This window comes from Rhizobium tumorigenes, assembly GCF_003240565.2.
GTDB classification, from domain to species: domain Bacteria; phylum Pseudomonadota; class Alphaproteobacteria; order Rhizobiales; family Rhizobiaceae; genus Rhizobium; species Rhizobium tumorigenes.
Window position 1 is genome coordinate 169,619 of the sequence record NZ_CP117257.1, and the last position, 24,365, is coordinate 193,983.

A 24,365-nucleotide genomic window follows, 5' to 3' on the forward strand; every position below is an offset into this window, starting at 1 on the left:
TCAATGGATGCCGTTCGTACTGCCGTCATGAACAATCGCTTCAACGCGATTGTCGAAGAAGCCTCTGCCGCGATCTACCGCACCGCCCACACGACTTTTGTTAAGATCGTGCAGGATTACCAGTGTGCGATTGCGACCGCCGAAGGCGAAATGTTCGCTTATCCGATGTTGTCTGGCGTCAATGTCTTCGTCGGCTCCCCGTTGAAGCCGACGCTGGATGCCATCAGCCGGGAGAACCTGAAGCCAGGCGATATCATCATCACCAACGATCCCTTTGCCACGGACGGTCTGGTGACGCACCTGATGGACGTTACGCTGCTTTATCCGATCTTCTTCGACGAGAAGCTGATCGCGATCGGCTGGGCATTTGTCCATGCGTCCGATATCGGCGGCGCCGTTCCAGGAAGTATCTCGCCAGCCTTCACGGAAGTATTCCAGGAGGGCCTCCGTATCAGGCCAATGAAGCTCTACGAAGGAGGGGTGTTGAACGAAGCGATCAAGTCGATTTTCCAGGACAACAGCCGAAGTCCGACCGAGTTGTGGGGGGACATTCAGGCCATGATCTCGGGCCTGAAGAGCATGGACCGGCGCGTCAGCGAGCTTTGCGAGCGATATGATCGTGAGAGTGTCGAGGAGGGGATGCAGGACGTCATCAACTACGCGGAGACCAAGGCCCGCGCGGTGATCAGGACGATTCGGGACGGTGTATATACCTTCTCGGACTATCTTGAAGGGATCCATGATGGTCAGCTGGCCTATTTCAGCGTGACCATGACGGTGAAGGACAGCGAGATCGAGGTTGATTTTACCGGCACGGATCCGCAATTGGCGGCCGCCTACAACCTGGTAACGGGGGCAACCACCCACCCCTACATTATCCAGTGCCTTTACGCCTACATCCTGACCGTTGATCCGCTGACGCCGCGCAACTCCGGTATCTTGCGGGCGATCCACGGCCATGCTCCGCGCGGCACGGTTCTCAACGCGGTCTATCCCGCATCCGGCGGGTCTCGTGCTGCATCAGCGACACGCGCCTACGACGTTATCCTGGGGTGCCTCAATCAGGCACTACCGGAGGGCCTTGCCGCAGCCGGTGGCGGTATGAGCGGGGTTATCGTCGTTTCGGCTCCCGATCCTCGTACAGGCCGTGACCGTGTCAACGTGGTGGGTACGATCGACGGCGGCGGCGGTGCCCGCCGTGGCGTTGACGGCCTGGACGGATCGGAAGTACGTTACTCACAGCGCAGCGTGCCAGTCGAAGTCATCGAGATCGAAACGGTGCTGGTCATGCGGGCGCTCCGCCTCGTGCCGGACAGTCGCCGCGCGGGAAGATTCACCAGCGGCGCAGCGCTCGAAATCGAAATGGAAAACACGTCAAATCGCGCGGTCATAACGGTCAGAAACCTGAACCGGTTTGTGTTCGCGCCGTGGGGCTTCAAGGGGGGAGAGATCGGTCTTCTGGGTAAGGCAGTCGTCAATCCTGGCCGACCCGATGAGCGATCGGTCGGCAAGATCTCGGTTCTGGAGCTCGGACAGGGCGATATTCTCAGGATCACCAGTTCCACAGGCGGGGCGTTCGGCGAACCTCTTGAGCGGGATGTGGCGGCGATCGCGCGCGAGATCGAAAACGGCATGCTTTCCCCGGAGCGGGCCGCCGACGTCTATGCTGTCGTCTTCGACCGGGACGGTAAGATCGACGAGGCGGCGACCGCGGAACACCGCCGCGAACGCGGGAACCGAAGGTCAGTCGACTTCAATTTCTGCATCGAACGCCAGCGTCAGGACCTGGTGTGGTCGCAGCAGACACGCAGGGAACTGGCATCGCGGGCACTGACCTATGAACAGCGCATCCGCAGCCAGCTCGTCGATCGCGTTCATCACCGCCTGTTGGCGAAAGGTGAGCGGGTCGATGCCGTGAAACTGGATCAAGTCATCGCCGAAGAAGCCGGCCGGTTGTAGCGGCGGTGGTCTTGTGATCGTAAGCAGTTAGTGTGAACGGTCGTCAGAAAGTGCGGCTATTGGAAGGGACGCCTCCTCCAGGAGGCATCCCTTGTTCATTCAGGATTTCACAAGCGCCGCTATTTTCGCGCTGAAATCAGGTTTTGCGCAGCCAACGTCGCAAACTCGACGAAAGGCAGTATCCCTGGAACCGGGCAATCCGGATTCCAGCCCACGGCCATTGAAATTTCGACGGACATATCGTCCACAACTCGGGTAACAACGCCGTCGGGGGCCATCGCAGACACCCACTCCGGCAGGAACGTGATCCCGACGCCGGCAGTCACCAGGGCCAGAGCTGTATTGGTGTCGGAGACCGCTATGTCGTTCTCGATCAGCAGGCCGGCGCCGACAAGTTGTTCGTATACAGTCTCAAAACACGATAGCTCGAAGCGCTTGAGCGCGAAAACACCGTGTCCGGCGAAATCTGATAATTTCAACGCGGTTTTTCTCGCAAGTACCGATTGGCGGGGCATGACGGCAACAAATCGTTCCGACAACAGGTGCTGAAACCGTACCAGATTGCTGTTGGATGGCGGTCGCATCAACCCGACATGGAAGTCACCGCGCTCGATCCCTCGCAGAAGCTCTATGGAATCGACCTCTTTGATGACAAGCCTAGTCCTGGGAAACCTTTGCCGGAAACGGCTCAAGATCAAGGGGAGCAATTGACTGGTGGCCGGGCTGATCGCTCCGATGATCAGCTCTTCTCCGCCGGGACTGAGACCGCCGGCTTCCAGCTTGGCATTGAGGATCGCCTCGTCGATTTTCAAAAGGATCTCGCGCGCGTGATCAAGGAATGATGCTCCCGCACGCGTCAGCTCCACGCGCCGCGTAGAGCGGATGAACAGTTGCACCCCCATAAGCTCTTCAAGCCGCTTGATCTGCTGGCTGAGCGTTGGCTGCGACATGTTCAGTCGGATCGCGGCTCTGCGGAAATGTAGTTCTTCAGCGGCAACGACAAAACAGCGGATGCTTCCAATTTCTATTTGATACGACATCTCCGCTCACCAATACAAAGCGACGTAACATTCAAACCCTAAGATTTGAATGTTACGTCGACATTCGCCCGAGCGCACTCTTTCGATCGGTAATCCAACGGGGATTTCCAAGTTCTAATGCGTCTCCACGGCCTTCGGAGCCGTTCCGCCCACCCGGGCGCGCATGTGCGGATTGAGCCACCACTCCGCCAGAATGACCAGGCGGCTGACAATGAACGTGATGAACAGGTAGATCGCACCGGCGACGATGAACACTTCGACCGGGCTGTAGGTGGCCGAGATGATCTGCTTCGCCAGACCGGTCACTTCGACGATAGTGATTGTCGAAGCAAGCGACGTCGATTTGATGATGAGCATGACTTCGTTGCCATAGGCCGGCAACGCTTGCCGGATGGCGATCGGGAACACGATTCTCCTAAACTGGAGAACTGTGGACATGCCGACAGCGCGCGCCGCTTCGATCTGCCCGAGAGGAACCGCCTGTATGCCGCCCCGGATGATTTCGCTGGTATAGGCCGCGGTATTGAGGGCCAGAGCGAGGATCGCACAAAACCACGGTTCGCGGAACGACGACCACAGACCAATTTCCGTGAGAAACCCTCTGAACTGAGCCGACCCGTAGTAAATCAGGAACATCTGCACCAGAAGTGGGGTCGATCGGATCAGGTAGACGTAGCCGTATGCTACCGAAGAAACGATGCGGTTTTTCGAAAGCCGCATAAGCGCGACAGGTACCGAAACAACAAATCCGATGAGGAGCGATATGAACGCGAGCGCCAGCGTCGTGGGGACGGCAGCAATGAGTTTGGGGAACGACTCGATGATGAGTTGAATATCCATATTATTGGCTCCTCACACCGCGGTTCGCCCACTTTTCAGCTTTAAGAAAGCCCCGATTTGACACGGAGGAAAGAAGAAGGAAGATCACGAAGGCGGTGATATAGAAGGTAAAGGGCTGCTTCGTCGAACCTGCCCCCATCGCTGCTGTCCGCATGATTTCGACCAGGCCGACAACGGAAATTAGCGACGTGTCCTTGAGCGTGAACTGCCAGACATTTCCAAGGCCTGGGAGGGCGAACCTAGCCGCTTGTGGGATCAGCACCCGCCGCAGCCGCAGCCACGGACCCATCCCAATGGACTTCGCCGCTTCGATCTGGCCGGGGGGAACAGCGAGAACGGCAGCGCGAATGACCTCGGTGGCATACGCTCCGGCACTCACGCTGATGCAGAGGACGCCGATCACGAAGATTGGAGGCTCAATGTACCCCTCGTATCCGAACAGTCCATTGGCGACGGTGCGCAGGAGTGTGCCGCCACCGAAGAATACCAGAAAGATGATAAGCAGTTCAGGCACCCCGCGAACGACCGTCGTATAGACGTCACCGAGTAGGCGTAGCGACCAGAAACGGGATAGCTTTGCGGCAGCAAAAAGCGAACCAAAGATGATTCCGAAAAAGTACGAACAGGCTGCGACGACAACAGTCATCATCGCCCCGCGCACCAATTCATCGCCCCAGCCGGCATCTCCCCATTGCAATAGTGTCAAGTCCATCGACCACGCCTCAAGCTTGCTAAACAGATAGAGCGCCGGCCACACGAGTGCCGACGCTCCTATTGAAAGTAATTACTGCTTGGGAGACGCGTCGTAACCGAACCACTGTTGAGACAGCTTCTGAACGGTCCCATCGGCAATCGCGGAATCAATTGCTTTGTCGAACAAGGCTTTGAGATCGGTATCCTCTTTGCGGATGCCAACGCCGACACCCTTGCCGAACACTCCCCCCGTCATCCTCGGACCAAACATCTTCAGGTCCTTGTTGTCAGGCTTGTCCGTTAGCGGCTTCAGGAAGCTGACCGAAGCCAGGCTCGCGTCGATACGGCCGGCCTTCAGATCCATTACGACATTGTCGATGGTGTCATAGGTGGAAATCTGCACGCTCGGCATCATTTGTTTCATGAACGCTTCATGAGATGTACCGGCTTGAACGCCAAACTTCACGCCCTCGAAGACCTTGGTGAACTTATCCAACTCGGCTTTCTGTTCGGGGGTGATATTGTCTAGCGGAAGGTTCTCGATTGCCGCTTGGGTTTTCAGAAGCGGGCTGTCCGCTGTCGTCAGGAACATCATCGGCGTGAGGAGATACGGGCGGGAGAACGAAATGACCTTTTCGCGCGCCGGCTGGATGCCCATCGCTGCCATAATGGCATCGTAACGACCCGCGGTAAGGGAAGGTATGATCCCGTCCCAAGCCTGCTCGACGAATTTGCATTCGATGTTCATGCGCTTGCAAAGGTCGTTTCCTAGATCGATGTCGAAGCCGATCAGTTTTCCGCCCGCATCCTTGAAGTTGTACGGCGCGTAGGATCCTTCGGTTGCAATCGTAATGCTCTTGTAGTCCTTGGCCTGTGAGGGGCCTGCCGCGACGAGGACGCCGGTCACAACTGCCGCAAGCGCATTTAAGTTGAAGAATTTCATAACGTTCACCTCTGTTGCTGTTATTTTTTATTTCGAGTGTTGACTCTTCTGCGCGCTTGCGCGCTCACAGAACGCTGGAGAGAAAGGCCCGACACCTTGGTGACGTCGGGTTCTGGAACACTTCTTGCGGCGTTCCCTGCTCTTCGATTTGCCCCTTTTCGAGGAAGAGAACCTTGCTCGATACGTCGCGAGCAAAACCCATTTCGTGCGTCACCACGACCATCGTCCGCCCCTCCTCGGCGAGCTTCCTGATCACCTTCAGGACTTCACCCACCAATTCCGGATCGAGGGCAGAGGTTGGTTCGTCGAAGAGAAGCGCGCTCGGCTGCATAGCCAGTGCGCGTGCGATGCTGACGCGCTGTTGTTGCCCACCTGACAATTGAGACGGGTAGGCGTCGTGCTTGTCGGCAATACCGACCTTGTCCAGGAAATCCATTGCACGGTCGCGCACGTCGCCCTTGGGCTGCTTGAGAACGTGTACGGGGCCTTCCATGACGTTCTGCAGGACAGTCATATGCCCCCACAGATTGAAGCTCTGGAACACCATCCCGAGTTGCATCCGCATGCGTTCGATCTTTTTGCGATCGACTCCGACCAATCGGCCGGCCGCATCGGTTTTGACGACAACCTCCTCCTGCCCGACCGCGATACGGCCCTTATTCGGCGTTTCGAGGAAATTCATACAGCGAAGGAAAGTACTCTTACCGGAGCCGGAGCTGCCAATTATCGAAACGACGTCACCCTTATTGGCCGTGAGTGAAATCCCCTTCAGAACTTCGAGCGTTCCGAAGTTTTTATGCACGTCTTCTGCCACCAAGGTGGGTTGAGTAGCGTCCATTCGCGTTCCCTTGTTTTTCATTCCTAATCTCTTGCAATGCAGCGGAAACTCTCACGGCAGGACAGCCGAGAATGACGCCGCTGGCATCTGCCAGCATTTATTTTCAACGATGCAGCACGTGTTAACATGCCCGCCGAAGTGCAATTCGAGATTAGGACCCAGTTTTCTATTGTTACTAAAAGCTTGCCTTCCATATCGCAAGGGCAGTAATAAGTATGCGCCCATGCGCATATGTTATGGAGGGGACAATGATTCAATCGCGTCAGTTGGAAGCGTTCCGGGCTGTGATGCTGACGGGAGGTATGACGTCTGCAGCTGATCTTGTGAGGATCACACAGCCCGCAATTAGCCGGCTGATCAGGGATCTCGAAGACGAAATAGGGATCAGCCTGTTCGAGAGAACGGGCAACCGCTTACGACCCACTCGTGAGGCCGGTATTCTGTTCAAAGAAGTGTCACGACACTTCAACGGGATTCAGCACATCGATAAAGTCGCTTCCGAATTAAGGAAATCTCACATGGGCTCGTTGAGGGTGGCCTGTTACACCGCGCCGGCCCTGAGTTTCATGTCTGGTGTCATTCAGTCATTCATCGCCGATCGACCCGATGTATCCGTCTACCTGGACACGGTCCCCTCGCAGACGGTCTTGGAACTGGTCTCGCTACAACATTACGATCTTGGAATATCGATACTAGCCGGCGACTATCCCGGACTTACCGTCGAACCCGTCCCTTCGTTTCGCGCCGTCTGCCTACTGCCGCCAGGCCATCGTCTCGAAGAGAAGGAAACGGTTCATGCGACGGATCTTGAAGGAGAGTCGTTGATTTGCCTCTCTCCAGTGAGCCTCCTGCGCATGCAAACAGACGCGGCGCTTGATAGCTTCAATGTTCATTGCACCCGAAGAATAGAGAGTAGTTTGGCGCTGAACCTCTGTGATCTGGTGAGCAGGGGGTTGGGGATTGGCATCGTCGACCCGTTCACTGCCGACTACTACAGTGCCAATCCGATTGTTCAGCGTTCCTTTGATCCAGTCGTTCCCTATCATTTCGCTATCGTCCTTCCGACCGACAGCCCGCCGCCTCGTTTGGTTAGCGAATTCCGGGCAGCGTTGCTCGACGCTTTGAAAGCCTTGCCCTATGAAACCATTTGATCGTCAGCTTTGACGCCATTGATCAGTCATCTGGGGTCTTAGCCCGGCATCGTGGTCGAAAGCCTGCGAAGATCGCTGTGGCCGCTTCCGGTGTTGCCGGCAGCGAAGAGGATGCTCAGACGTCCGCATATCTCATAGATAAGCTCCAGGAAAGACGATGTCCTGATCGACAAGGACATTGAACTTATAGCCAGGGCGAATTTCAAGCGTCGGCTGAACATCCATGTTCCGTTGGATGGTACGATCAGCTACCCGCCCGAACGTCTCGGCGAAATTCCGCCGCGCCGCATCCGAGGCCGTGTCCTGGGTCGCGAGGGTCGAGCTTTCCGGAACGGCCATGTCGATCCCTGTTCCGATCAGGGCAATCATCACCGCCGAGCCGAACGTTTTCAAATAATGGTTGTTCACCTTGTCGCTGAAACCGCCATATCCTTGCGCATCCGTCCCCGACATGCCGCCGATCTGTAAAGTCGAGCCGTTCGGGAAGATGATGTCGGTCCACACGACGAGAACGCGTTTCTGTCCGAAGGAAACCTTGCTGTCATAACGGCCAAACAGCTTCGTTCCTTGCGGAATGAGCAGATGATGCCCTGTCGCGCTGTCGTAAACGCTCTGGCTCACCTGGGCGGTGATCCGGCCGGGAAGATCGGAATTGATACCCGTGATCAGTGTTGCCGGAATGACCGAACCGCGCTTTAGCTCGAAGGGCGATTGTTGGGGCACGACACGGTTCGGCAAGTAGCCAAGCTCTTTCAAGTCCGCGTTGAAGAAGTCCTCCTTGGCGCCTTGGGCAGTGGGATCAACGTTTTGACCACCGAGCCCGGCGCGCAACGCGGCCGCATAGAGATCGGGACCACTTGCCGTGTTTGTCGACGTCGTTGCGGCTCTTGCTTTCGTGTCCGCGGTCGCATCATGCGTTTCAGCACGCCCATCCAGTTTGCCGCGATCGATGGCAAGCGGCGCATCATAGGCAGCGTTGTTTGCCTGCAGGCGGGCCATCCGCTGGCGCTGCTGCTCACGCAGAAGCTGCTCCTGTTGTTCTCGCTGAAGACGGGCACGCCAGACCCCTTCCGCTTCGAGATCCTGACCGCGCTGCTGCACCTCGTGTTGCCCCGGCTGCGGCGTGAAGGGATTGCTGGCCTTTTCATCGACCTGTTTTGTTTCGACCGGCGTCGGCTGGAAGGTGGTCTGCTGCTGTGGCTCGCCGATGATACCGTCGGTGACGCCGCGTTTGATCTGGTCGGCAAACGTCGAGGCGGGGTTTCCCGAACTTGTCTCCGGGCCGCCTTTACGTGTGGCCGCACACGACCACTGGCCAAGATGGTTTCCGCAACTCGTGTTCCTAACAGACTTGCGACCCTTGACGGCCACCGGGCAATGCGGAGTTTCACGCGTCTTGGATCGATCGATCACACCATCTGCTTTCTCTTGCAAGTTCAGAGCATTAGATCAGCACGGTAGCATTCATATCATGCTCACCGAGATGGCCAATCTCCTAAACCGCCTGTGTCTGTCCTTCTGCCCGTCTGTACCTTTCGCCGCTCACCATGAGCTTCCAGGCGATGCGGGCGATCTTATTGGCGAGCGCTACAGCCACCAGCTTTGGTTTCTTGCGTTGCAGGAGTTCAAGCAGCCACTGGGTGGTATGTCTGCTTCGACCTGCCCTGACATATTGAAGAAGGGCGGTTGCTCCAACCACCAATATGCTCCTGAGCATTTCGTCGCCAGCTCGGGTGATCACCCCGAGCCTACAGGTTCAGGTGGTGCAAGAGGGTGCACGTTGCGCACCCTCGTGCACTTAGATTCCATGAGCATCACCGCGGACGCGAACACGCTCGTCAAAATCCCGTGTCAGCCGATCCATGTCATTTGCGACCTTCGGCAAAATCTCTCGTAGCGTTGCGTTACTCACTTTCGGTAAATCGGATTGGGTGCTCCGCGCCTCGCTGCCTGCAGTTCCTTGCTCTTCCGTCGAGATTGCGTCAAGTTCCGGAGTTTTCTCGCGATTGGTTTTTATCCGTTCGGACAAACGGATGATTGAGGTCTCACCATCGACGGTGGCTTGGACGTGCAATGGTTCGGGCGATTTCAATAAGTCTTCCTGCTCAGCGTGGCTCGCTTCCGTACTCTGGTGAAGTTCGAGCGCTTCGGTCTGCACGATCGGCTTGACCTCGCCACGTGCTGCTCGAACTTCCTGACGCTTTGCGATCCGGTCGAGCGTGGCTGCATAATCCGGCAAAGCCGGGAATTTGTCCTGGTAGAGCTCGCTACCGGACTTGCCCAGTTGGCTGGCCAAGATGTCCCTGTCGGCCGTATCCGCACGTGCGGTGAAGAGTTGCGTCCGCTCGTCGGCCTTGCTCAGCAAGGCGCTGTTGGCGTTGATACCATGGGCAGCATTGTGCAAGAGATAGACTTGGTCAACACGTTTGCCATCATCATGTCGGGTGAGTTCATAGGCGGAGCCGATGATTGTCGTCGGGCCTTCGATCTTGTAGCCCTTAACGCCCCTATCGCCCGGCTCGCCGGTGCTGGCCTCGAAGGTCTTGCTCTGACTGCTGCCATCGGGTTTGAAGGTAACGAATTTGCCGTCGACCTTTTCGATCCGGCCAGCTTCGCCCGCAACGAGATTCCTATAACTGCTGGTGACGCTGAGCCTGTCGCCGACCCTGAAACGAATATCCTTGTTGTTAAACGCCTTGAAGGTGACAGGGTCGCCGCTCAGGCGGCCGGATGCGAGACCCCGCTCTTCGATCTCCTTGGCCAGTACATCCACATCGACGCGCCGGTTGGCATAGAGCATGCGGACCTTCCCGGGATCGGCGTTAATGTCTCTTTCGTAAGCATTCGCCATCGCTTTCAGGGCAGACCCTGCATCCGCATTCTCGACAAGCGAGCCGGTTGCGACCAATGTTTCCACGAGCTTCTTGTGATCACCACCCTGCAGGGCTTCGACGACATATTTCTGACTGTCAGGCGTCCAATGACTCGCCTCGGCGGACGTCTGGTGCGCCACCTCTATTTGGATAGCGGGTTTTTCTTCGCCACGCGCCGTCACACGTTCCTGACGTTTCGCGATCCGGTCGAGAGCGGCTGTGTAATCCGGCAAGGCCGGGAATTTGTCCTGATAGAGCTCGCTATCGGACTTGCTCAGCTGGCTCGCCAAGATTTCTCTATTGGCCGTGTCGCTGTGCAAGGTAAAAACCTGTGTTCGCTCGTCAGCCTTGCTCAACAGCGCGCTCGCAGCATTCAAGCCGTAGATGGGATTGTGCAAGAGATAGACCTGGTCAACACGTTTGCCATCATCGTGTCGGGTGAGTTCATAAGCGGAGCCGATGATTGTCGTCGGGCCTTCGATCTTGTAGCCCTTAACGCCCCTATCGCCCGGCTCGCCGGTGTTGGCCTCGAAGGTCTTGCTCTGACTGCTGCCATCGGGTTTGAAGGTAACGAATTTGCCGTCGACCTTTTCGATCCGGCCTGCTTCGCCCGCAACGAGATTCCTATAACTGCTGGTGACGCTGAGCCTGTCGCCGACCCTGAAACGAATATCCTTGTTGTTGAACGTCTTGAAGGTGACAGGGTCGCCGCTCAGGCGGCCGGATGCAAGGCCTTGCTTTTCGATCTCTTCGGCAAGTCGGTCGACATGGTCAAGCTTGTTGGCGTAGAGAGCGCGGACCTTCTCAGGGTCTGCGCTGATGTCTCTTTCATAGCTCTGCGCTATCGCTTTCAACGCTGAAAAAAGGTTTGAGTTCTCGACAAGGGAGCCGGTTGTAGCCAATGTTTCCACCAGCAATTTGTGGTCGCCGGCCTGCAAGGCCTCCAGGATTGATTTCTGATTATTGAGCGTCGCATGGTCAGCATCGAGCGGCGTTTGGGACGCCAGTTCTACCGGGGCGGAGATTTTCTCCTCGCCACGTGCTGCTCGAACTTCCTGACGCTTTGCGATCCGGTCGAGCGTGGCTGCATAATCCGGCAAAGCCGGGAATTTGTCCTGGTAGAGCTCGCTACCGGACTTGCCCAGTTGGCTGGCCAAGATGTCCCTGTCGGCCGTATCCGCACGTGCGGTGAAGAGTTGCGTCCGCTCGTCGGCCTTGCTCAGCAAGGCGCTGTTGGCGTTGATACCATGGGCAGCATTGTGCAAGAGATAGACTTGGTCAACACGTTTGCCATCATCATGTCGGGTGAGTTCATAGGCGGAGCCGATGATTGTCGTCGGGCCTTCGATCTTGTAGCCCTTAACGCCCCTATCGCCCGGCTCGCCGGTGCTGGCCTCGAAGGTCTTGCTCTGACTGCTGCCATCGGGTTTGAAGGTAACGAATTTGCCGTCGACCTTTTCGATCCGGCCAGCTTCGCCCGCAACGAGATTCCTATAACTGCTGGTGACGCTGAGCCTGTCGCCGACCCTGAAACGAATATCCTTGTTGTTAAACGCCTTGAAGGTGACAGGGTCGCCGCTCAGGCGGCCGGATGCGAGACCCCGCTCTTCGATCTCCTTGGCCAGTACATCCACATCGACGCGCCGGTTGGCATAGAGCATGCGGACCTTCCCGGGATCGGCGTTAATGTCTCTTTCGTAAGCATTTGCCATCGCTTTCAGGGCAGACCCTGCATCCGCATTCTCGACAAGCGAGCCGGTTGCGACCAATGTTTCCACGAGCTTCTTGTGATCACCACCCTGCAGGGCTTCGACGACGGATGTTTGTGAAAAATGACGCTCGTTGCCTGTAGAGCCGGCGTCTTGCACGTCTTGGTCATTCGAAGGCATAATTTTTTCTCCTGAGTCTTCGGTCGATCGGTTTTCTGAAAAGTTTGAGAGGGCGTCCGTTGATGACGATTCCCAATTTGGTTCCTGAACATCTTGCTGGTGGGCTATGGAACCAACTCGGGAACCGGCAGCACTGGTGTCGGGATCGAGCCCCGCATAGGTCGGTTGAATTCCGTTCGCGAGGGATCCTCCCAAGTTCAATCGTTCGACTAGGGAGGTGATATCTTCGACAGCCTCGGCAGAACTGATTGAGCGCCGCGCCATTTTTTTGTGAGGTTCAATTTCTTCCTTCGTCGCGACGCGTTTCCTTTTCTCGACCGCAGTCTCCGGTTTTGTATCCGCTGTGATCCAGGGCCGCTGTCCTCGACGGGCTGAGGTGTTAGCCGGCAATCCTGGCCCATAGAATTCCGGCTGCATCCGCTCTTCAGTCGTGATGACGGACGCCTGGGATGCCTCTAAATCAATGGCCCTTTGGTAAAGGGGTGTGCTTTCCGGCATATCCACGTCCGTTATGGATGGCCCGTGAAACTGGTTCTCTCCAACGGAGCTCTCTTGCGTGGCCAGGGATGAACGAGGTGTCGTTGGAAAGATTTCCATCCTGCCGGCCGGCCTCAGCAACTGCTCGTTCGAAATCGAAGAGCGCTCCTCTAGGGCTATGTGTTCGGACACTGGGAATTGAATGGAGTTATTAGGTACGATTTGCTGAGTGAGCTTTTCACTGAGAACTTGAACGTTCTTTGCCACGAGAGGAGACGCAATGACGTCGAGGCGACTGCGATGCCTTGTCAAGCCGACATAGGTCAGCTTATCTGAAAGAGCACCGTCACAGAGGAGGATGGCGTGATCAACTGTGGCCCCTTGGCTCTTGTGAATTGTAGCAGCGTAGCCATAGGTAAAGCCTGCAAACTCATTATCGGTCCAAGTGACCGTGCGCGAAGATCCGTCAAGCCGTGCACTGATACGGACCGTCGCATTTGTGCCAATATCACGTCCGGAAGGTTCTGCGCTATGCAGTCCGACTACAGTTGCAAAAGTACCATTCCGAATATCAGCCTGCAGACGGCTCTCACTGAATAAGATTCTGTCTCCTAAGGCGAGATTGATTTTTTGCTGGACCCGCCTCGACGACCCATCATCTATTTGAAATTCAGAATCTCCCCCATCTATCAGGCTTGACCACACGCTCATTTGCTGGTCTTGCAATCCCGATTTATCGACGAAACTCTGATGGAGAGCGATATTGGCGCGGTTAACACTCCTGTTGGAATGTGCCATGACAAGACGATCATCCACCGGGTATTGATCGCAAACTCTATTCATCTCCCCGAGCATGCGGTCGATGATTTGGTCTGATGCCCTTACGTTTGCGCCGCGAGGGCCAGCAGATACGAAACGGACATGGCCCGTTTGTTGGAGCGCTGTCAGATAGTTCCCGACAGCGCTCTGGGCATCGTTTCGTATGTCACGTCCGAGCTTTTCAGTTTCTAATCGCGACCCAGCATCGAGTTGTCGAAGCGGCTGGACTAGGTCATAGCAACCGGCTTGCTGCATAATGATCGGCAGCAGGTCACCGGGTCCAACCGGAGGCAGCTGACGATCATCCCCCACGCAGATGAGTTTCGGCCTTTCGGTTGGTTGGTAGGAATCTGCACTTGCGATCTTGTCGATTAGCTGCGCAATCTCCTGCGTCTTGACCATTGACATTTCGTCGATGACGACAATGGTATTTTTTCCGACGGTCCGATCTTTGGCCTTAAACGTCGTGGCGACGTCGCGAAGCCCTTTTTTACGAAGCTCCTGAGCGGCACGGTTGGTAGGTACGAAGGCAACCAACTTTATTTGCTCGGCCGGGAGCCTATCTTCGTTGAACCGGTCCACCGCTTCGTTCAGGGCTCCAAGTACACTTGTTTTGGCGGAACCCGCCACGCCCACCATGGTGGCAGCGCGATTAGACCTGGACAGGTAATGCAGCGCTCCTCTGAGTTCCGGTGTGAAAAAGCCTCTGTCGGCGACCATATCAACAATGGTACCTGGAACGGCGAAGCTTTGTTCCGCGGACAGGTTGCTGACATGCCGTATAATATTCTCTTCCGCATTTCTGAGCTCGGTAGAGGTATAGAGAGGTTGGCCATCGGGCGATTCGAGCTGGGTAAGCATGTCGCTTGCGATGACCTGCTGAAAAAGCCGGTCGATTTCTTGTGCCGGTCGCTTGAAGCGCGTGAGCGCCCGGGTCGTTGAAATCTTGAGCTGGTCTTGTCCGAAGACCGCAGTGCGGTTGGTGGCGTGGTTTACGACCCATTCCGCAATATTGCTCCGGTCCAGTGGGTTACTGGACTGGCGGAGTTCCGCCTGCGATCGCGCGGGCACAGACGTGTCAACAGCAGCCATTCCGGGATCGGACATTATAATGTCATCGACTGGCATGCTTACCACTCCTACTCTTCTCACTTTTCAATCCGTTGAGTGATCATTCACCCGAGCATGGGCATTTCGGTAGGTGCTAATTCAAAACGCAACAAGTATCCGCTGCAACCTCAAAGCCGGTTGGAGGGAGCATGGTGATCATCAAAATCCGGAAGCACGGGCTCGCTGTGTCGCGCGGCCTTCAAGTATTCTTGACGAAGGATTGAATTCATTGACCTCAGATGAAAAATCTTTTCTACGATATTATCCATTGGGAGAACTATAACTCGGCATCAAGCAATTTCTACATATCGGCGCAGTCAAAATCGCTACAGATGAAACTTAGGATGTTTACATTTAAAGGCGACGAATTGCAGCTTTCTGAGCGGTAGCGTCTGGATCTGAGCGGCGCGTTGCCGGCGGTGAAGACGATCTGTCCGTCGGCGCGCATGCGCAGGACTTCGTGCGGCTGGATCAGCGGTCGCGCCGCGAGCTGCTTCGAGCGTGTTCGCGACGATCCCCTCGCCTAAGAACTGCGGCTGACCTGATCGATCTCGACCGTGGTCATGCCGCAGCGTTTAGATATGTAGTCGGCGGTCTCCGGATCGTTGATCGCGGCGAACGAGATCCAGCTGGCACTCTCGAACCACTTGCTCGAAGCCTCGCGGTCGCCATAGGTCTCGCGCATCTGGGCGATCGACTGATAGATCATCGCGAGCGTGATCCCGTATTTGCGGCCGGCGTCGCGCGCGGTCTCTATGATCGCATGTAGCCGAGGCGCTCGACCTCATCGAGGAGAAACAGCGCGCGCCCATTGAGCTGTCCGTCGCGATTGTAAATCGCACTCAGAAACGAGCCGATGATGAGTCGCACAAGACCCGAATGGGTCTCCAACGTCTTGAGGTCGATGTTGATGAAGACGTCGGCCTTTCCCGCGTCGATGTCGCTTGTCGAGAATTTTTGGCGGGACACGCGCGCGGCGTAAATTCGGATAGGAAAGCCAGTGCGTTTCCTTGACAGTATTGGCATAAACGCCCGAGAAGGTTTCCGGTGTCATGTTGACGAAGGCAGCGACGTTCTCCTTCACGAACCCTCGCGATCGGCTCGCTGGGTGAGTTCAGGCCACAGACGTGCGAAGGTGGGAAGCCGCAAGCTCGTCAGCATGAGCGGCAGCTTTGCGATGTCGACAGATGCGGTGTTCATTGTACTGTCCCTCCTGTCAGCAACCGGTCGTAGGCCGCGGCTGTGGGTAGAACGGCATCGATGCCCGGAACCTGTTGGTCGGCGACATCGAAGCGCACTTCCAGAGCTGCCAGATCAGGCAGTTGCCTGGCATCGAGGCTGTCTTCCAATGCCAATGCGAGTTCGGCTTCACAGGCGTTCGAGTGGGCAAGCCCGAGCAAACCGACCATGATTTTGCAGGCAGCGCGCTGGTCGAGGGCTCAGATATGACTGCCCAAGTCTGGGCATAGGCCGATCGAGGGAACAACTGGTCGCGATAGACGAGATTGGCGAACGCCTGTGGCTTGCGGCGAAGGCTGTGAATGACGTGCCGATAGTCGACGACGTGGCCGCCTTGACCGTTCCCACGGGAGGAAGGTCGTCCACGCGGAAGCGTGAATACCCGGACTTGCCCCAAGATAGCATTCCAGGCGGTCGTTATAGAGCCGAACCCGCAGGCGATGGCCGATATAGGTGGAGGGTGCGGTATAGAAGACCCGTCGCAAGGTGAAGCCGCCGGAGGAGGTCACCACAACGACGGTCAGTAAAAGCCCCGAATGTTGGTCGCGATCGCACTGGCCAACAAGATGGCGCGCACGGTCTGGGCATTGCTGACAAAAACATGAGGATTATCGAGTGCCGGCACAGCCAGCAACATGATGAAGGTGTTGTAGGTAACCTAATGTCGGAAAAAGGGGTGTGAGAAGGCGACGACCCGAATGGGCAAATGATCGAAAAGATCTGGATCGGGAAAACCAGCCTTGAATCATGAGCAGAAGAGCTCGGGATTCAGATTTGGACCCGACCTGCAGATCACCATACCGGCCAGCGGCTTCTGTAAACGCCGTATCTGCAGGCCTCACAGAAGACCGCACTCGATCACATGACCTTCGGTTCAAAGACTTCTTGCATCACGGGCGGCAACCACAGAAGATTCAAGAATCTGATGGTACAAGCCAGCGATCCTGACATTGCAGTGCTGATGGCGCGGTTGGCGGCAAATGCTGCCGAAATCGCTGCGCTTAACAGCGTGCGGAAAAAGGCCCTTACTGTGAACGGACTGCCGTGATTCCATGCCTGAGTGATTGGTCGGCAGGAGCAGGACATGCGTGGCAGTGATATGCAGACGGCGGGTCTGTTTTCTTATGTGAGCTGCGAAGCCCGCGTTCCGACAAGCCATCCGCTGCGGGCGATCAGCGCCATTGTGGACGAGGCGCTGGAAGTTCTGTCGCCAGATTTCGAGGCGATGTATTCAGCGATCGGCCGCCCGTCGATCCCGCCGGAGAAGCTGCTGCGTGCCCTGTTGTTGCAGGCCTTTTACACGATACGCTCTGAGCGTCAGCTCATGGAGCAGATGGATTACAATCTGCTGTTCCGCTGGTTCGTCGGCCTGTCGATGGACGCGCTGATCTGGAACGTCACGGTGTTTACCAAGAACCGTGAGCGGCTTCTGGCAGGCGACATCGCCGCCAAGTTTCTGGCCGCCTTGCTGGGCCAGCCGCGGGTGAAGGCGCTGCTGTCGGACGAGCACTTCTCGGTGGACGGCACCTTGATCGAAGCCTGGGCCAGCATGAAGAGCTTCAAACCCAAGGACGGCGCAGATGGTAGCGACACTGACGACAGCGGCTCTGGCGCTGGAGGGAAACGGCCGCCAAAGGCCGCAGGCCGCAACTCTGAGCGCGATTTCCACGGCGAGAAGCGCAGCAACGCAACCCATGCGTCGACCACCGACCAGGATGCCAGGCTTTATAAGAAGGCCCGTGGTCAGGCGGCCAGGCTTTGCCATATGGGCCACGTCACCATGGAAAACCGCAATGGTCTGGTTGTCGACGCCACGCTGACCCATGCGACCGGAACCGCCGAGCACGAGGCGGCACTGGATATGGTGGGCCGCATGGATGGTCGTCATCGCATCACATTGGCTGCAGACAAAGCCTACGATACGGCCGACTTCGTCGCCGCCTTGTGGGACGCAAAGGTGACGCCACACGTCGCCTAGAACACGACGAACCGACGCTCGGCCATCGACGGTCGGACCACACATCACTCCGGCTACGCTGTCAGTCAGCGCATTCGCAAGCGTATCGAAGAAGTGTTCGGCTGGGCCAAGACCAGCGGCGGAATGCGCAAGACCCGCCATCGTGGAAAGGATCGCGTCGGCTGAATGTTCACCCTGACAGCGACGGCTTATAATCTGCTGAGGCTGCCGAAGCTGCTGACGACGGCATAATCGCGCCCGGAATGCCGAACCAGGCGGATTACGACAAAATGGGCCGACAAGGCCGCTGAAAAAGCCTCATCACGGCCCGCCTTCCAGCCGTCTAGTGCTACAGTGCGTTTACATTCAAATTGTGATTCACTTCCGATGTTTGATGGGAGGGATTTCGATGTCTGTCGCGGGTTGGTCCGGGCGGCATGGCAGCAGGAACTCGATACACTGAAGCAGCGGCTAGGCCCGGTCTTTGGTCGACGTGAACTTCGGGCATCGGCCAGTGCTTTCCTGGACGGTTTGTTGTCCGGAGTTGAGCGCAAGACCGGCTGGTTGATGGCTGAACAGGCAGGTCTGGAGAGCCCGTATCGAATGCAATCGCTGTTGGGGCGCAGCCAATGGGATGCCGACAAGTTGCGCGACGTCGTTCGCACGTATGCAACAGAGGCACTTGGCGATGAGGACGGCGTCCTTGTGGTCGATGAAACAGGATTCCTGAAAAAAGGCACACACTCGGTCGGCGTCGCACGACAATATTCGGGCACGGCTGGACGTATTGAGAACTGCCAGGTCGGCGTCTTTCTTGCCTATGCAAGCCGTTTTGGTCAAACCCTGATTGATCGGCAGCTTTATTTGCCCAAAGACTGGAGCGAAAGCGAAGCGCGTCGTGCTGCGGCTCATATCCCAAACCTATATCCTCCAGGACCATGGCCTACGCAATTCGCACCAAGATCAAAGCCTAGAGTTGAGGAGTATTCGGGAAACTTAACGTCTGTTCGGCGCGCCTAAGACAGATGGTCAGGCCGAGATAGCTGTGGTTTCTTCCAGTCGCTTTCGGCAGCCTGTTGTGGCGGTCGTTTCCCGAGACCCAAAGGTTGGCGATTGTCTGCTGGGCCTTTCGATACGGTCTTCGGTGAACAAGGCAATATTGTTCACTAAGCTCACACGCAGGATAGTCGCTATGGGCGGACAAACAGCCGTCTATCGAGAACATCTGCATGGCGTAATCACCTAAATGTCTTTGTTCGTTTCGAGCGTCGTAGCGGCTGTCCGACTAAATAAGCGACGGAGTTGCGACAACCCATATGACGACCCCGCTTTGCTTCCCGCGGGTCTGATCAATGTTGTTGTTTCTGGCTTTTTGCAAAGCCGGCTTTTCCGAGCGTTCGGCGCCGAGCGAGTTTAGCGATACGCTCCTGGACAACATCGCTGCTGATATCGGCGGAATCAAACCGGCCGCCATACCAGCGCATGAATTCGCGATGCTGAGGATGCCGCGGTTTGGCCATTTCTTTCAGGAAGTCCGTGAAGCCGGATGTTCGGCCAACATCCTCCGGCGGCGCCCTGAGCTCACCATCGAGGAAGCGCGGATACTCCAGGAACGGATTGCGATCCTTGATGGCTTCGATTGTGATGGCGTGCTGCCAGTTATCACCGAAGTCGTAGGTATAGGTGAAGGTCTACACACCGCGATCGATGAGTGCTGCAATGCAGACGTTGCGAGCGGCATAAGTCTTTGCGGTCGTAGGCGTCTTCAGGATCAGGATCAGGTACATCATATCGTCTACCACCGGCCTTAAACTCGACGAGATGATAATCCTCAAACAGCATCGTGGCCTGAATGACGTCGTGGAGACCCTTGAGGCTCAAGTCAAGTGGCACCTCGATCCTGCGCCAGATCGCTGGTTCCATCCCGTGAGTTGAACGAGCAGGCGAGCTAAAGCGATCGGGCGGGGTCATGGGGCCAAAACCAAGGTTGCGCGTTGATCTTTCCAACTCTGGGGCAGCAATTCCTCGATATGTGTGGTTGGCATGCGCCAGAGCATGCGGAGCAGCCATGCCTGACCGTCGATCTCGTTGAGCTTTGCCGTCACGACTACCTTCGCTACGCAAATGACACTATCGACACCCTGATCGGAATCTGCGAAGAACCACAGTTCATTGAAACCATCTCCCGTCCATTTCGCCCATATCGACCCGATATCGACAGTGAGATCGCAGTTCAACATCGTTGCCGATAACGTTAAGCCGTACGAATTCACAGCTTGTATTGGAGCCACCGCCGTCTAGGCTTGATGGCAAGTTGCATGTCCGGCGAGAATCATCGCCTGCGTGCTGGCAAGGTCGCCAGGAGGCTGATCGGCCAGATCGGTCATGAGAAACGGAACCATATTCCCTCCCATCTTTCCAGTCATATCGCGATCGTACGCTTAAGCCTCGATTTGCTACGTCTGGAATTGCATCGGAAGGCGACCGTCACCCAGCGGTACGGAATTCAACTGCGATGGCATTCCAGATCCTCGCCGTCATCTTGGAGGGCCATCTTTCGCCGGCAGACCTTTGAGCACTTGGAAGGCGATTCCTGCTTCAAATGAAATCGAAAAGTAGAAAACAAAAATCCTGGAGTAACCGATCCTCCCGATAATCATGAACATCAGTTGGCAGCATTTCTTCCGACCGAAGGAGCTGTGTTGGTTATGAGCTTGGGGAGACGAGGAATGCTGAAGGCAACGGGACCGCTGTCGATCGTGTTGCTGGCCTCCGTGTGCCCATCGAGCGACGCCGCCCCACTTTCATCAGCCGAGTTTAACTATTTCGCACGCGAATGCGCCCCATCAGTGGCTCCATCTACGCTTGCTGCGATCGCTCAGGTCGAAAGTCGCTTTGATCCGCTTACTGCGCATGACAATACCACCGGCGAAACACTTCTCTGGCAGAACCAGGCACAAGCAAAGCAAATTGTGACGGACCGTCTCGACGCACGGCATTCGCTGGATGTTGGGCTCATGCAGATCAATTCCAGGAATTTTTCCATGCTCGGTCTGACACCTGAGGAAGCCCTTCAACCGTGCACGTCACTATCTGCTGCAGCAAATTTGCTTGGGAGCCGCTACGCGGGCGGCGACACGGCTGAGGAAGAGCAATTGGCGCTTCGTCGGGCAATCTCTGCCTATAACACCGGTGATTTCACGCACGGCTTTGCGAACGGATACGTGCGAAAAGTCGAAACGGCCGCTCAACAGCTCGTCCCTCCGATAACCGAGCGTCCAAAAGACGATCATGAGAGGCCGAGATCCGAAGAAACTTGGGATGTTTGGGGTTCATACAAGCGCCGTTCTCCGGAGGGCGGGCCCGGCGGTTCATCCGGTCCGCCACCGCCGCCAGACCAGGACAAGCGTAAAGACGACAATCAACCCATATTCGACTTAAATGAAGGAGGTCAGCAATGATGCGATGCTTTGAGAGATACCGTGTACATCTGAATCGCCTTACCCTTTCGAACGCGGTGATGCGCATGGTATCTGGCTATGCGCCGAGCGTGGGTGGTGCAATGGGGTGGAGCATTTTCTCCTCCGGGCCAGCCGCAGCACAATCTGCAGGCGGCGGCACTGACCCGGCCACAATGGTTAACAACATATGCACGTTCATCCTTGGTCCCTTCGGCCAGTCGCTCGCCGTTCTTGGTATCGTGGCCATCGGAATTTCCTGGATGTTCGGGCGTGCTTCGCTCGGCCTCGTTGCCGGTGTTGTCGGCGGCATTGTCATCATGTTTGGAGCTAGCTTCCTCGGCAAAACGCTGACTGGCGGTGGCTGATGAATGATCGGCTAGAAGAAGCGACCCTTTACCTGGCGGCGACACGACCCGCATTGTTTCTTGGGGTGCCACTGACATTGGCAGGGCTATTCATGATGTTTGCGGGCTTTGTCATCGTTATCGTTCAGAACCCGCTGTATGAAGTCGTTCTGGTGCCCTTATGGTTCGGAGCGCGGCTTGTTGTGGAGCGAGACTACAATGCGGCCAGCGTCGTTCTACTGTTTTTGCAGACGGCGGGAAGGAGCGTTGATGGTCTGATTTGGGGCGGCGCAAGCGTTAGCCCAAATCCGATCAAGGTTCCCGCGCGAGGGAGGGGAATGACGTAATGCTCGGCGCAAGTGGCACGACCGAAAGGTCTGGTGAGGTTTATCTACCCTATGTCGGGCACCTCACCGACCATGTTGTCCTTCTAGAAGACGGATCGATCATGACGATGGCGCACGTTAGTGGGATGGCCTTCGAACTCGAAGACCCTGAAATGCGCAATGCACGTTGCCGTGCGCTCAACACGCTCTTGCGCAATATCGCCGATGATCATGTGTCAATATACGCTCACCTCGTACGTCATGATGATGTCACGCCGTCACCTCCGCGACATTTCCGCAGCGAGTTCTCCGCCAATCTGAGCGAAGCTTTTGAGCAGCGCGTTCTCACCGGCAAACTCCTTCGCAATGACCATTTCCTTACGCTGATCGTGTTTCCCCAGACGACGCTTGGCAAAGTGAGGAGGAGGTTCAGTAAACTCTACAGACAAAAGGAAAACGATCTCGCAAGTCAAATCAGGAATCTGGAAGATCTCTGGCATGTTGTCGCTGGCGCTCTCGAAGCGTACGGCCTGCGCCGTCTCGGTATTCGTGAGAAGCAAGATGTGCTTTTCACGGAAGTTGGAGAAGCCCTGCGGCTAATAATGACTGGTCGATTCGCGCCGGTTCCGGTCGTTAGCGGTTCGCTCGGCGCCTCGATTTATACCGACCGAGTTATTTGCGGCAAGCGAGGACTCGAGATCCGAACCCCGAGAGACAGTTACGTTGGATCTATTTACTCGTTTCGCGAATACCCTGCGCGGACGCGACCGGGTATGCTCAACGCGCTACTGTCACTCGATTTTCCGCTTGTTCTGACACAGAGCTTCTCGTTCCTGACTCGCGCTCAAGCCCACGCGAAGCTCAGCCTCAAGTCCAGCCAGATGTTGAGTTCTGGCGACAAAGCCGTCACCCAAATCAGCAAATTATCTGAGGCGGAGGACGCCCTGGCGAGCAACGAATTCGTTATGGGGTCGCATCATTTGAGTCTTTGCCTATATGCAAATGATCTCAATAGTCTGGCCGATAGAGGTGCGCGGGCCCGGACGCGATTGGCGGATGCCGGAGCCGTTGTTGTCCAAGAGGGCATCGGCATGGAGGCGGCTTATTGGTCGCAGCTACCAGGCAACTATAAGTGGCGTACGCGTCCGGGAGCGATCACTTCGCGCAACTTCGCAGGTTTGGTCTCATTCGAGAATTTTCCCGAGGGTTCTGGGTCAGGTCATTGGGGCGAGGCGATTGCACGCTTTCGCACCAATGGTGGAACGCCTTTTGACTACATCCCGCATGAGCACGATGTTGGCATGACGGCAATATTCGGTCCCATCGGGAGGGGTAAGACAACGCTCATGACCTTTATCCTCGCCATGCTCGAGCAGAGCATGGTCGACCGCGCTGGTACGATTGTCTTCTTCGATAAGGACCGCGGCGGTGAGCTGCTGGTTCGCGCGACTGGAGGAACATATTTGGCACTCCGCAGAGGAATGCCGAGCGGATTGGCGCCATTGCGTGGCCTGGAAAATACAGCGACCTCTCATGATTTTCTGCGCGAATGGATCGTGGCGCTCATTGAGAGCGATGGCCGCGGAGGAATATCCCCCGAGGAGAATCGCCGTCTGGTGCGGGGCATCCATCGACAGCTCTCGTTTGATCCACATATGCGCTCAATCGCCGGGTTACGCGAATTTCTGTTGCATGGACCCGCCGAAGGTGCGGGAGCGCGACTCCAACGGTGGTGCCGTGGCAACGCACTGGGCTGGGCCTTCGACGGCGAGCTCGACGAAGTAAAGTTGGATCCCTCGATTACAGGCTTCGATATGACGCATCTTCTCGAATATGAGGAAGTATGCGCGCCCGCCGCGGCATATCTTTTGCACCGCATTGGCGCCATGGTCGACGGCCGTCGCTTTGTGATGAGTTGCGATGAGTTTCGCGCCTATTTGCTAAACCCTAAATTTTCAGCGGTCATCGACAAGTTTCTGCTTACCGTTCGCAAGAACAATGGGATGCTGATACTGGCAACACAGCAGCCTGAGCATGTTCTGGAATCGCAACTAGGCGCCAGTCTCGTCGCGCAATGCATGACGAAGATCTTCTATCCTTCACCGACGGCAGATCGATCGGCTTATATCGACGGACTGAAGTGTACTGAAAAGGAATTTCAGGCGATCCGCGAAGACATGGCAGTAGGTAATCGGAAGTTTTTGCTTAAACGAGAGAGCGGAAGCGTCATCTGCGAATTCGATCTGCGGGAAATGCGCGAATATGTCGCCGTTCTTTCGGGACGCGCCAACACGTTGCGATTTGCAGATCAGCTTCGCGAAGTGCAGGGGGACGACCCGTCCGCGTGGCTCAGCGAATTCATGGCCCGTTACCACGAGGCAAGAGATTGATGAAAGGTGGAAAGCT

General features: G+C 56.4%; 18 protein-coding genes and 5 pseudogenes. 11 read left to right on the forward strand and 12 right to left on the reverse strand.

Annotation, left to right across the window (positions count from 1 at the left end; translation table 11 throughout):
* The first annotated feature begins 3 nt into the window (after window positions 1-3).
* Complete coding sequence (locus tag PR017_RS22285; protein ID WP_111221712.1) at window positions 4-1,959, forward strand: hydantoinase B/oxoprolinase family protein; 1,956 nt, start codon at window positions 4-6, stop codon at window positions 1,957-1,959.
* A 119-nt stretch (window positions 1,960-2,078) separates the two neighbouring features.
* On the opposite strand, the gene PR017_RS22290 is transcribed toward PR017_RS22285, so the two are convergent.
* The 5 genes from PR017_RS22290 to nocP form a co-directional block, all read right to left on the reverse strand.
* Window positions 2,079-2,999 carry a LysR family transcriptional regulator gene (locus PR017_RS22290; protein ID WP_012654955.1) on the reverse strand — a complete coding sequence of 307 codons (921 nt, stop codon included), beginning with the start codon at window positions 2,997-2,999 and terminating at the stop codon, window positions 2,079-2,081.
* 114 nt (window positions 3,000-3,113) lie between these two features.
* Entirely contained in the window at window positions 3,114-3,839 is a 726-nt protein-coding gene (gene nocM, locus PR017_RS22295; RefSeq protein ID WP_012654956.1) for a nopaline ABC transporter permease NocM, read from the reverse strand.
* Window position 3,840: 1 nt separating this feature from the next.
* Entirely contained in the window at window positions 3,841-4,551 is a 711-nt protein-coding gene (nocQ, locus tag PR017_RS22300) for a nopaline ABC transporter permease NocQ (protein WP_111221729.1), read from the reverse strand.
* Between the two features lie 72 nt (window positions 4,552-4,623).
* Window positions 4,624-5,475, reverse strand: a complete 852-nt coding sequence (gene nocT, locus PR017_RS22305; protein ID WP_111221711.1) for a nopaline ABC transporter substrate-binding protein NocT — start codon at window positions 5,473-5,475, stop codon at window positions 4,624-4,626.
* 64 nt (window positions 5,476-5,539) lie between these two features.
* Window positions 5,540-6,313: a nopaline ABC transporter ATP-binding protein NocP gene (gene nocP, locus PR017_RS22310; RefSeq protein WP_111221710.1), complete on the reverse strand. Its 774-nt coding sequence runs from the start codon at window positions 6,311-6,313 to the stop codon at window positions 5,540-5,542.
* Between the two features lie 248 nt (window positions 6,314-6,561).
* On the opposite strand from nocP, the gene PR017_RS22315 reads away from it, so the two are divergent.
* Window positions 6,562-7,464: a LysR family transcriptional regulator gene (locus PR017_RS22315; RefSeq protein WP_111221709.1), complete on the forward strand. Its 903-nt coding sequence runs from the start codon at window positions 6,562-6,564 to the stop codon at window positions 7,462-7,464.
* A gap of 132 nt (window positions 7,465-7,596) precedes the next feature.
* Here PR017_RS22315 and trbI read toward each other — a convergent pair whose 3' ends face one another.
* The 5 genes and pseudogenes from trbI to PR017_RS28555 all read right to left on the reverse strand — a co-directional run bounded on the left by trbI (window position 7,597) and on the right by PR017_RS28555 (window position 16,041).
* Window positions 7,597-8,877 carry an IncP-type conjugal transfer protein TrbI gene (gene trbI, locus PR017_RS22320; RefSeq protein WP_240539097.1) on the reverse strand — a complete coding sequence of 427 codons (1,281 nt, stop codon included), beginning with the start codon at window positions 8,875-8,877 and terminating at the stop codon, window positions 7,597-7,599.
* A gap of 82 nt (window positions 8,878-8,959) precedes the next feature.
* A pseudogene (locus tag PR017_RS22325) lies at window positions 8,960-9,214 on the reverse strand (IS110 family transposase); the annotation flags it as partial.
* A gap of 48 nt (window positions 9,215-9,262) precedes the next feature.
* Complete coding sequence (locus PR017_RS22330) at window positions 9,263-14,650, reverse strand: ATP-dependent DNA helicase (RefSeq protein ID WP_111221708.1); 5,388 nt, start codon at window positions 14,648-14,650, stop codon at window positions 9,263-9,265.
* 283 nt (window positions 14,651-14,933) lie between these two features.
* Window positions 14,934-15,719: pseudogene (locus PR017_RS22335) on the reverse strand (type IV secretory system conjugative DNA transfer family protein); the annotation flags it as partial.
* Window positions 15,720-15,828: 109 nt separating this feature from the next.
* Complete coding sequence (locus PR017_RS28555) at window positions 15,829-16,041, reverse strand: hypothetical protein (RefSeq protein WP_111221707.1); 213 nt, start codon at window positions 16,039-16,041, stop codon at window positions 15,829-15,831.
* A gap of 357 nt (window positions 16,042-16,398) precedes the next feature.
* Here PR017_RS28555 and PR017_RS22345 point away from each other — a divergent pair.
* From PR017_RS22345 to PR017_RS22360, 4 genes and pseudogenes are all read left to right on the forward strand, one after another.
* A pseudogene (locus PR017_RS22345) lies at window positions 16,399-16,510 on the forward strand (IS110 family RNA-guided transposase); the annotation flags it as partial.
* Window positions 16,511-16,733: 223 nt separating this feature from the next.
* Window positions 16,734-16,919: a hypothetical protein gene (locus PR017_RS22350; RefSeq protein WP_111221706.1), complete on the forward strand. Its 186-nt coding sequence runs from the start codon at window positions 16,734-16,736 to the stop codon at window positions 16,917-16,919.
* A 36-nt stretch (window positions 16,920-16,955) separates the two neighbouring features.
* Window positions 16,956-18,080, forward strand: a pseudogene (locus PR017_RS22355) (IS5 family transposase).
* Window positions 18,081-18,237: 157 nt separating this feature from the next.
* A pseudogene (locus PR017_RS22360) lies at window positions 18,238-18,746 on the forward strand (IS701 family transposase); the annotation flags it as partial.
* Window positions 18,747-19,177: 431 nt separating this feature from the next.
* Here the strand turns inward: PR017_RS22360 and PR017_RS22365 are convergent.
* Together PR017_RS22365 and PR017_RS28375 are read right to left on the reverse strand one after the other, a co-directional pair.
* Window positions 19,178-19,474, reverse strand: a complete 297-nt coding sequence (locus PR017_RS22365; protein WP_341356163.1) for an IS1096 element passenger TnpR family protein — start codon at window positions 19,472-19,474, stop codon at window positions 19,178-19,180.
* A 16-nt stretch (window positions 19,475-19,490) separates the two neighbouring features.
* On the reverse strand, window positions 19,491-19,898 hold the full coding sequence (locus tag PR017_RS28375; RefSeq protein WP_341356162.1) for an IS1096 element passenger TnpR family protein: 408 nt from the start codon (window positions 19,896-19,898) through the stop codon (window positions 19,491-19,493).
* A 248-nt stretch (window positions 19,899-20,146) separates the two neighbouring features.
* Between PR017_RS28375 and PR017_RS22375 the strand changes: the two genes are divergently transcribed.
* The 5 genes from PR017_RS22375 to virB4 all read left to right on the forward strand — a co-directional run bounded on the left by PR017_RS22375 (window position 20,147) and on the right by virB4 (window position 24,349).
* Window positions 20,147-20,434 carry a hypothetical protein gene (locus tag PR017_RS22375; RefSeq protein WP_133255646.1) on the forward strand — a complete coding sequence of 96 codons (288 nt, stop codon included), beginning with the start codon at window positions 20,147-20,149 and terminating at the stop codon, window positions 20,432-20,434.
* Between the two features lie 123 nt (window positions 20,435-20,557).
* Window positions 20,558-21,289: a type IV secretion system lytic transglycosylase VirB1 gene (locus tag PR017_RS22380; RefSeq protein WP_111221704.1), complete on the forward strand. Its 732-nt coding sequence runs from the start codon at window positions 20,558-20,560 to the stop codon at window positions 21,287-21,289.
* A gap of 59 nt (window positions 21,290-21,348) precedes the next feature.
* On the forward strand, window positions 21,349-21,654 hold the full coding sequence (gene virB2, locus PR017_RS22385) for a pilin major subunit VirB2 (RefSeq protein WP_374108329.1): 306 nt from the start codon (window positions 21,349-21,351) through the stop codon (window positions 21,652-21,654).
* Entirely contained in the window at window positions 21,654-21,980 is a 327-nt protein-coding gene (locus PR017_RS22390) for a type IV secretion system protein VirB3 (protein ID WP_111222028.1), read from the forward strand. The genes virB2 and PR017_RS22390 overlap by 1 nt, the downstream gene beginning before the upstream one ends.
* Window positions 21,980-24,349, forward strand: coding sequence for a type IV secretion/conjugal transfer ATPase VirB4 (virB4, locus tag PR017_RS22395; protein ID WP_219259425.1), 2,370 nt, complete (start codon window positions 21,980-21,982; stop codon window positions 24,347-24,349). The genes PR017_RS22390 and virB4 overlap by 1 nt, the downstream gene beginning before the upstream one ends.
* The last annotated feature ends 16 nt before the right edge of the window (window positions 24,350-24,365 follow it).

Bases quoted from the DNA above. Each gene is read 5' to 3' on its own strand.
- PR017_RS22290 (WP_012654955.1), bottom strand. From the start codon at position 2,999: ATGTCGTATCAAATAGAAATTGGAAGCATCCGCTGTTTTGTCGTTGCC.
- PR017_RS22375 (WP_133255646.1), top strand. From the start codon at position 20,147: ATGTCCGGCGAGAATCATCGCCTGCGTGCTGGCAAGGTCGCCAGGAGG.
- PR017_RS22330 (WP_111221708.1), bottom strand. From the start codon at position 14,650: ATGCCAGTCGATGACATTATAATGTCCGATCCCGGAATGGCTGCTGTT.
- PR017_RS28375 (WP_341356162.1), bottom strand. From the start codon at position 19,898: ATGGCTGCTCCGCATGCTCTGGCGCATGCCAACCACACATATCGAGGA.
- PR017_RS28555 (WP_111221707.1), bottom strand. From the start codon at position 16,041: ATGGTCGGTTTGCTCGGGCTTGCCCACTCGAACGCCTGTGAAGCCGAA.
- nocM (WP_012654956.1), bottom strand. From the start codon at position 3,839: ATGGATATTCAACTCATCATCGAGTCGTTCCCCAAACTCATTGCTGCC.
- PR017_RS22380 (WP_111221704.1), top strand. From the start codon at position 20,558: ATGCTGAAGGCAACGGGACCGCTGTCGATCGTGTTGCTGGCCTCCGTG.
- PR017_RS22315 (WP_111221709.1), top strand. From the start codon at position 6,562: ATGATTCAATCGCGTCAGTTGGAAGCGTTCCGGGCTGTGATGCTGACG.
- virB2 (WP_374108329.1), top strand. From the start codon at position 21,349: ATGCGCATGGTATCTGGCTATGCGCCGAGCGTGGGTGGTGCAATGGGG.
- PR017_RS22390 (WP_111222028.1), top strand. From the start codon at position 21,654: ATGAATGATCGGCTAGAAGAAGCGACCCTTTACCTGGCGGCGACACGA.
- nocQ (WP_111221729.1), bottom strand. From the start codon at position 4,551: ATGGACTTGACACTATTGCAATGGGGAGATGCCGGCTGGGGCGATGAA.
- nocT (WP_111221711.1), bottom strand. From the start codon at position 5,475: ATGAAATTCTTCAACTTAAATGCGCTTGCGGCAGTTGTGACCGGCGTC.
- PR017_RS22285 (WP_111221712.1), top strand. From the start codon at position 4: ATGGATGCCGTTCGTACTGCCGTCATGAACAATCGCTTCAACGCGATT.
- virB4 (WP_219259425.1), top strand. From the start codon at position 21,980: ATGCTCGGCGCAAGTGGCACGACCGAAAGGTCTGGTGAGGTTTATCTA.
- PR017_RS22350 (WP_111221706.1), top strand. From the start codon at position 16,734: ATGACCTTCGGTTCAAAGACTTCTTGCATCACGGGCGGCAACCACAGA.
- nocP (WP_111221710.1), bottom strand. From the start codon at position 6,313: ATGGACGCTACTCAACCCACCTTGGTGGCAGAAGACGTGCATAAAAAC.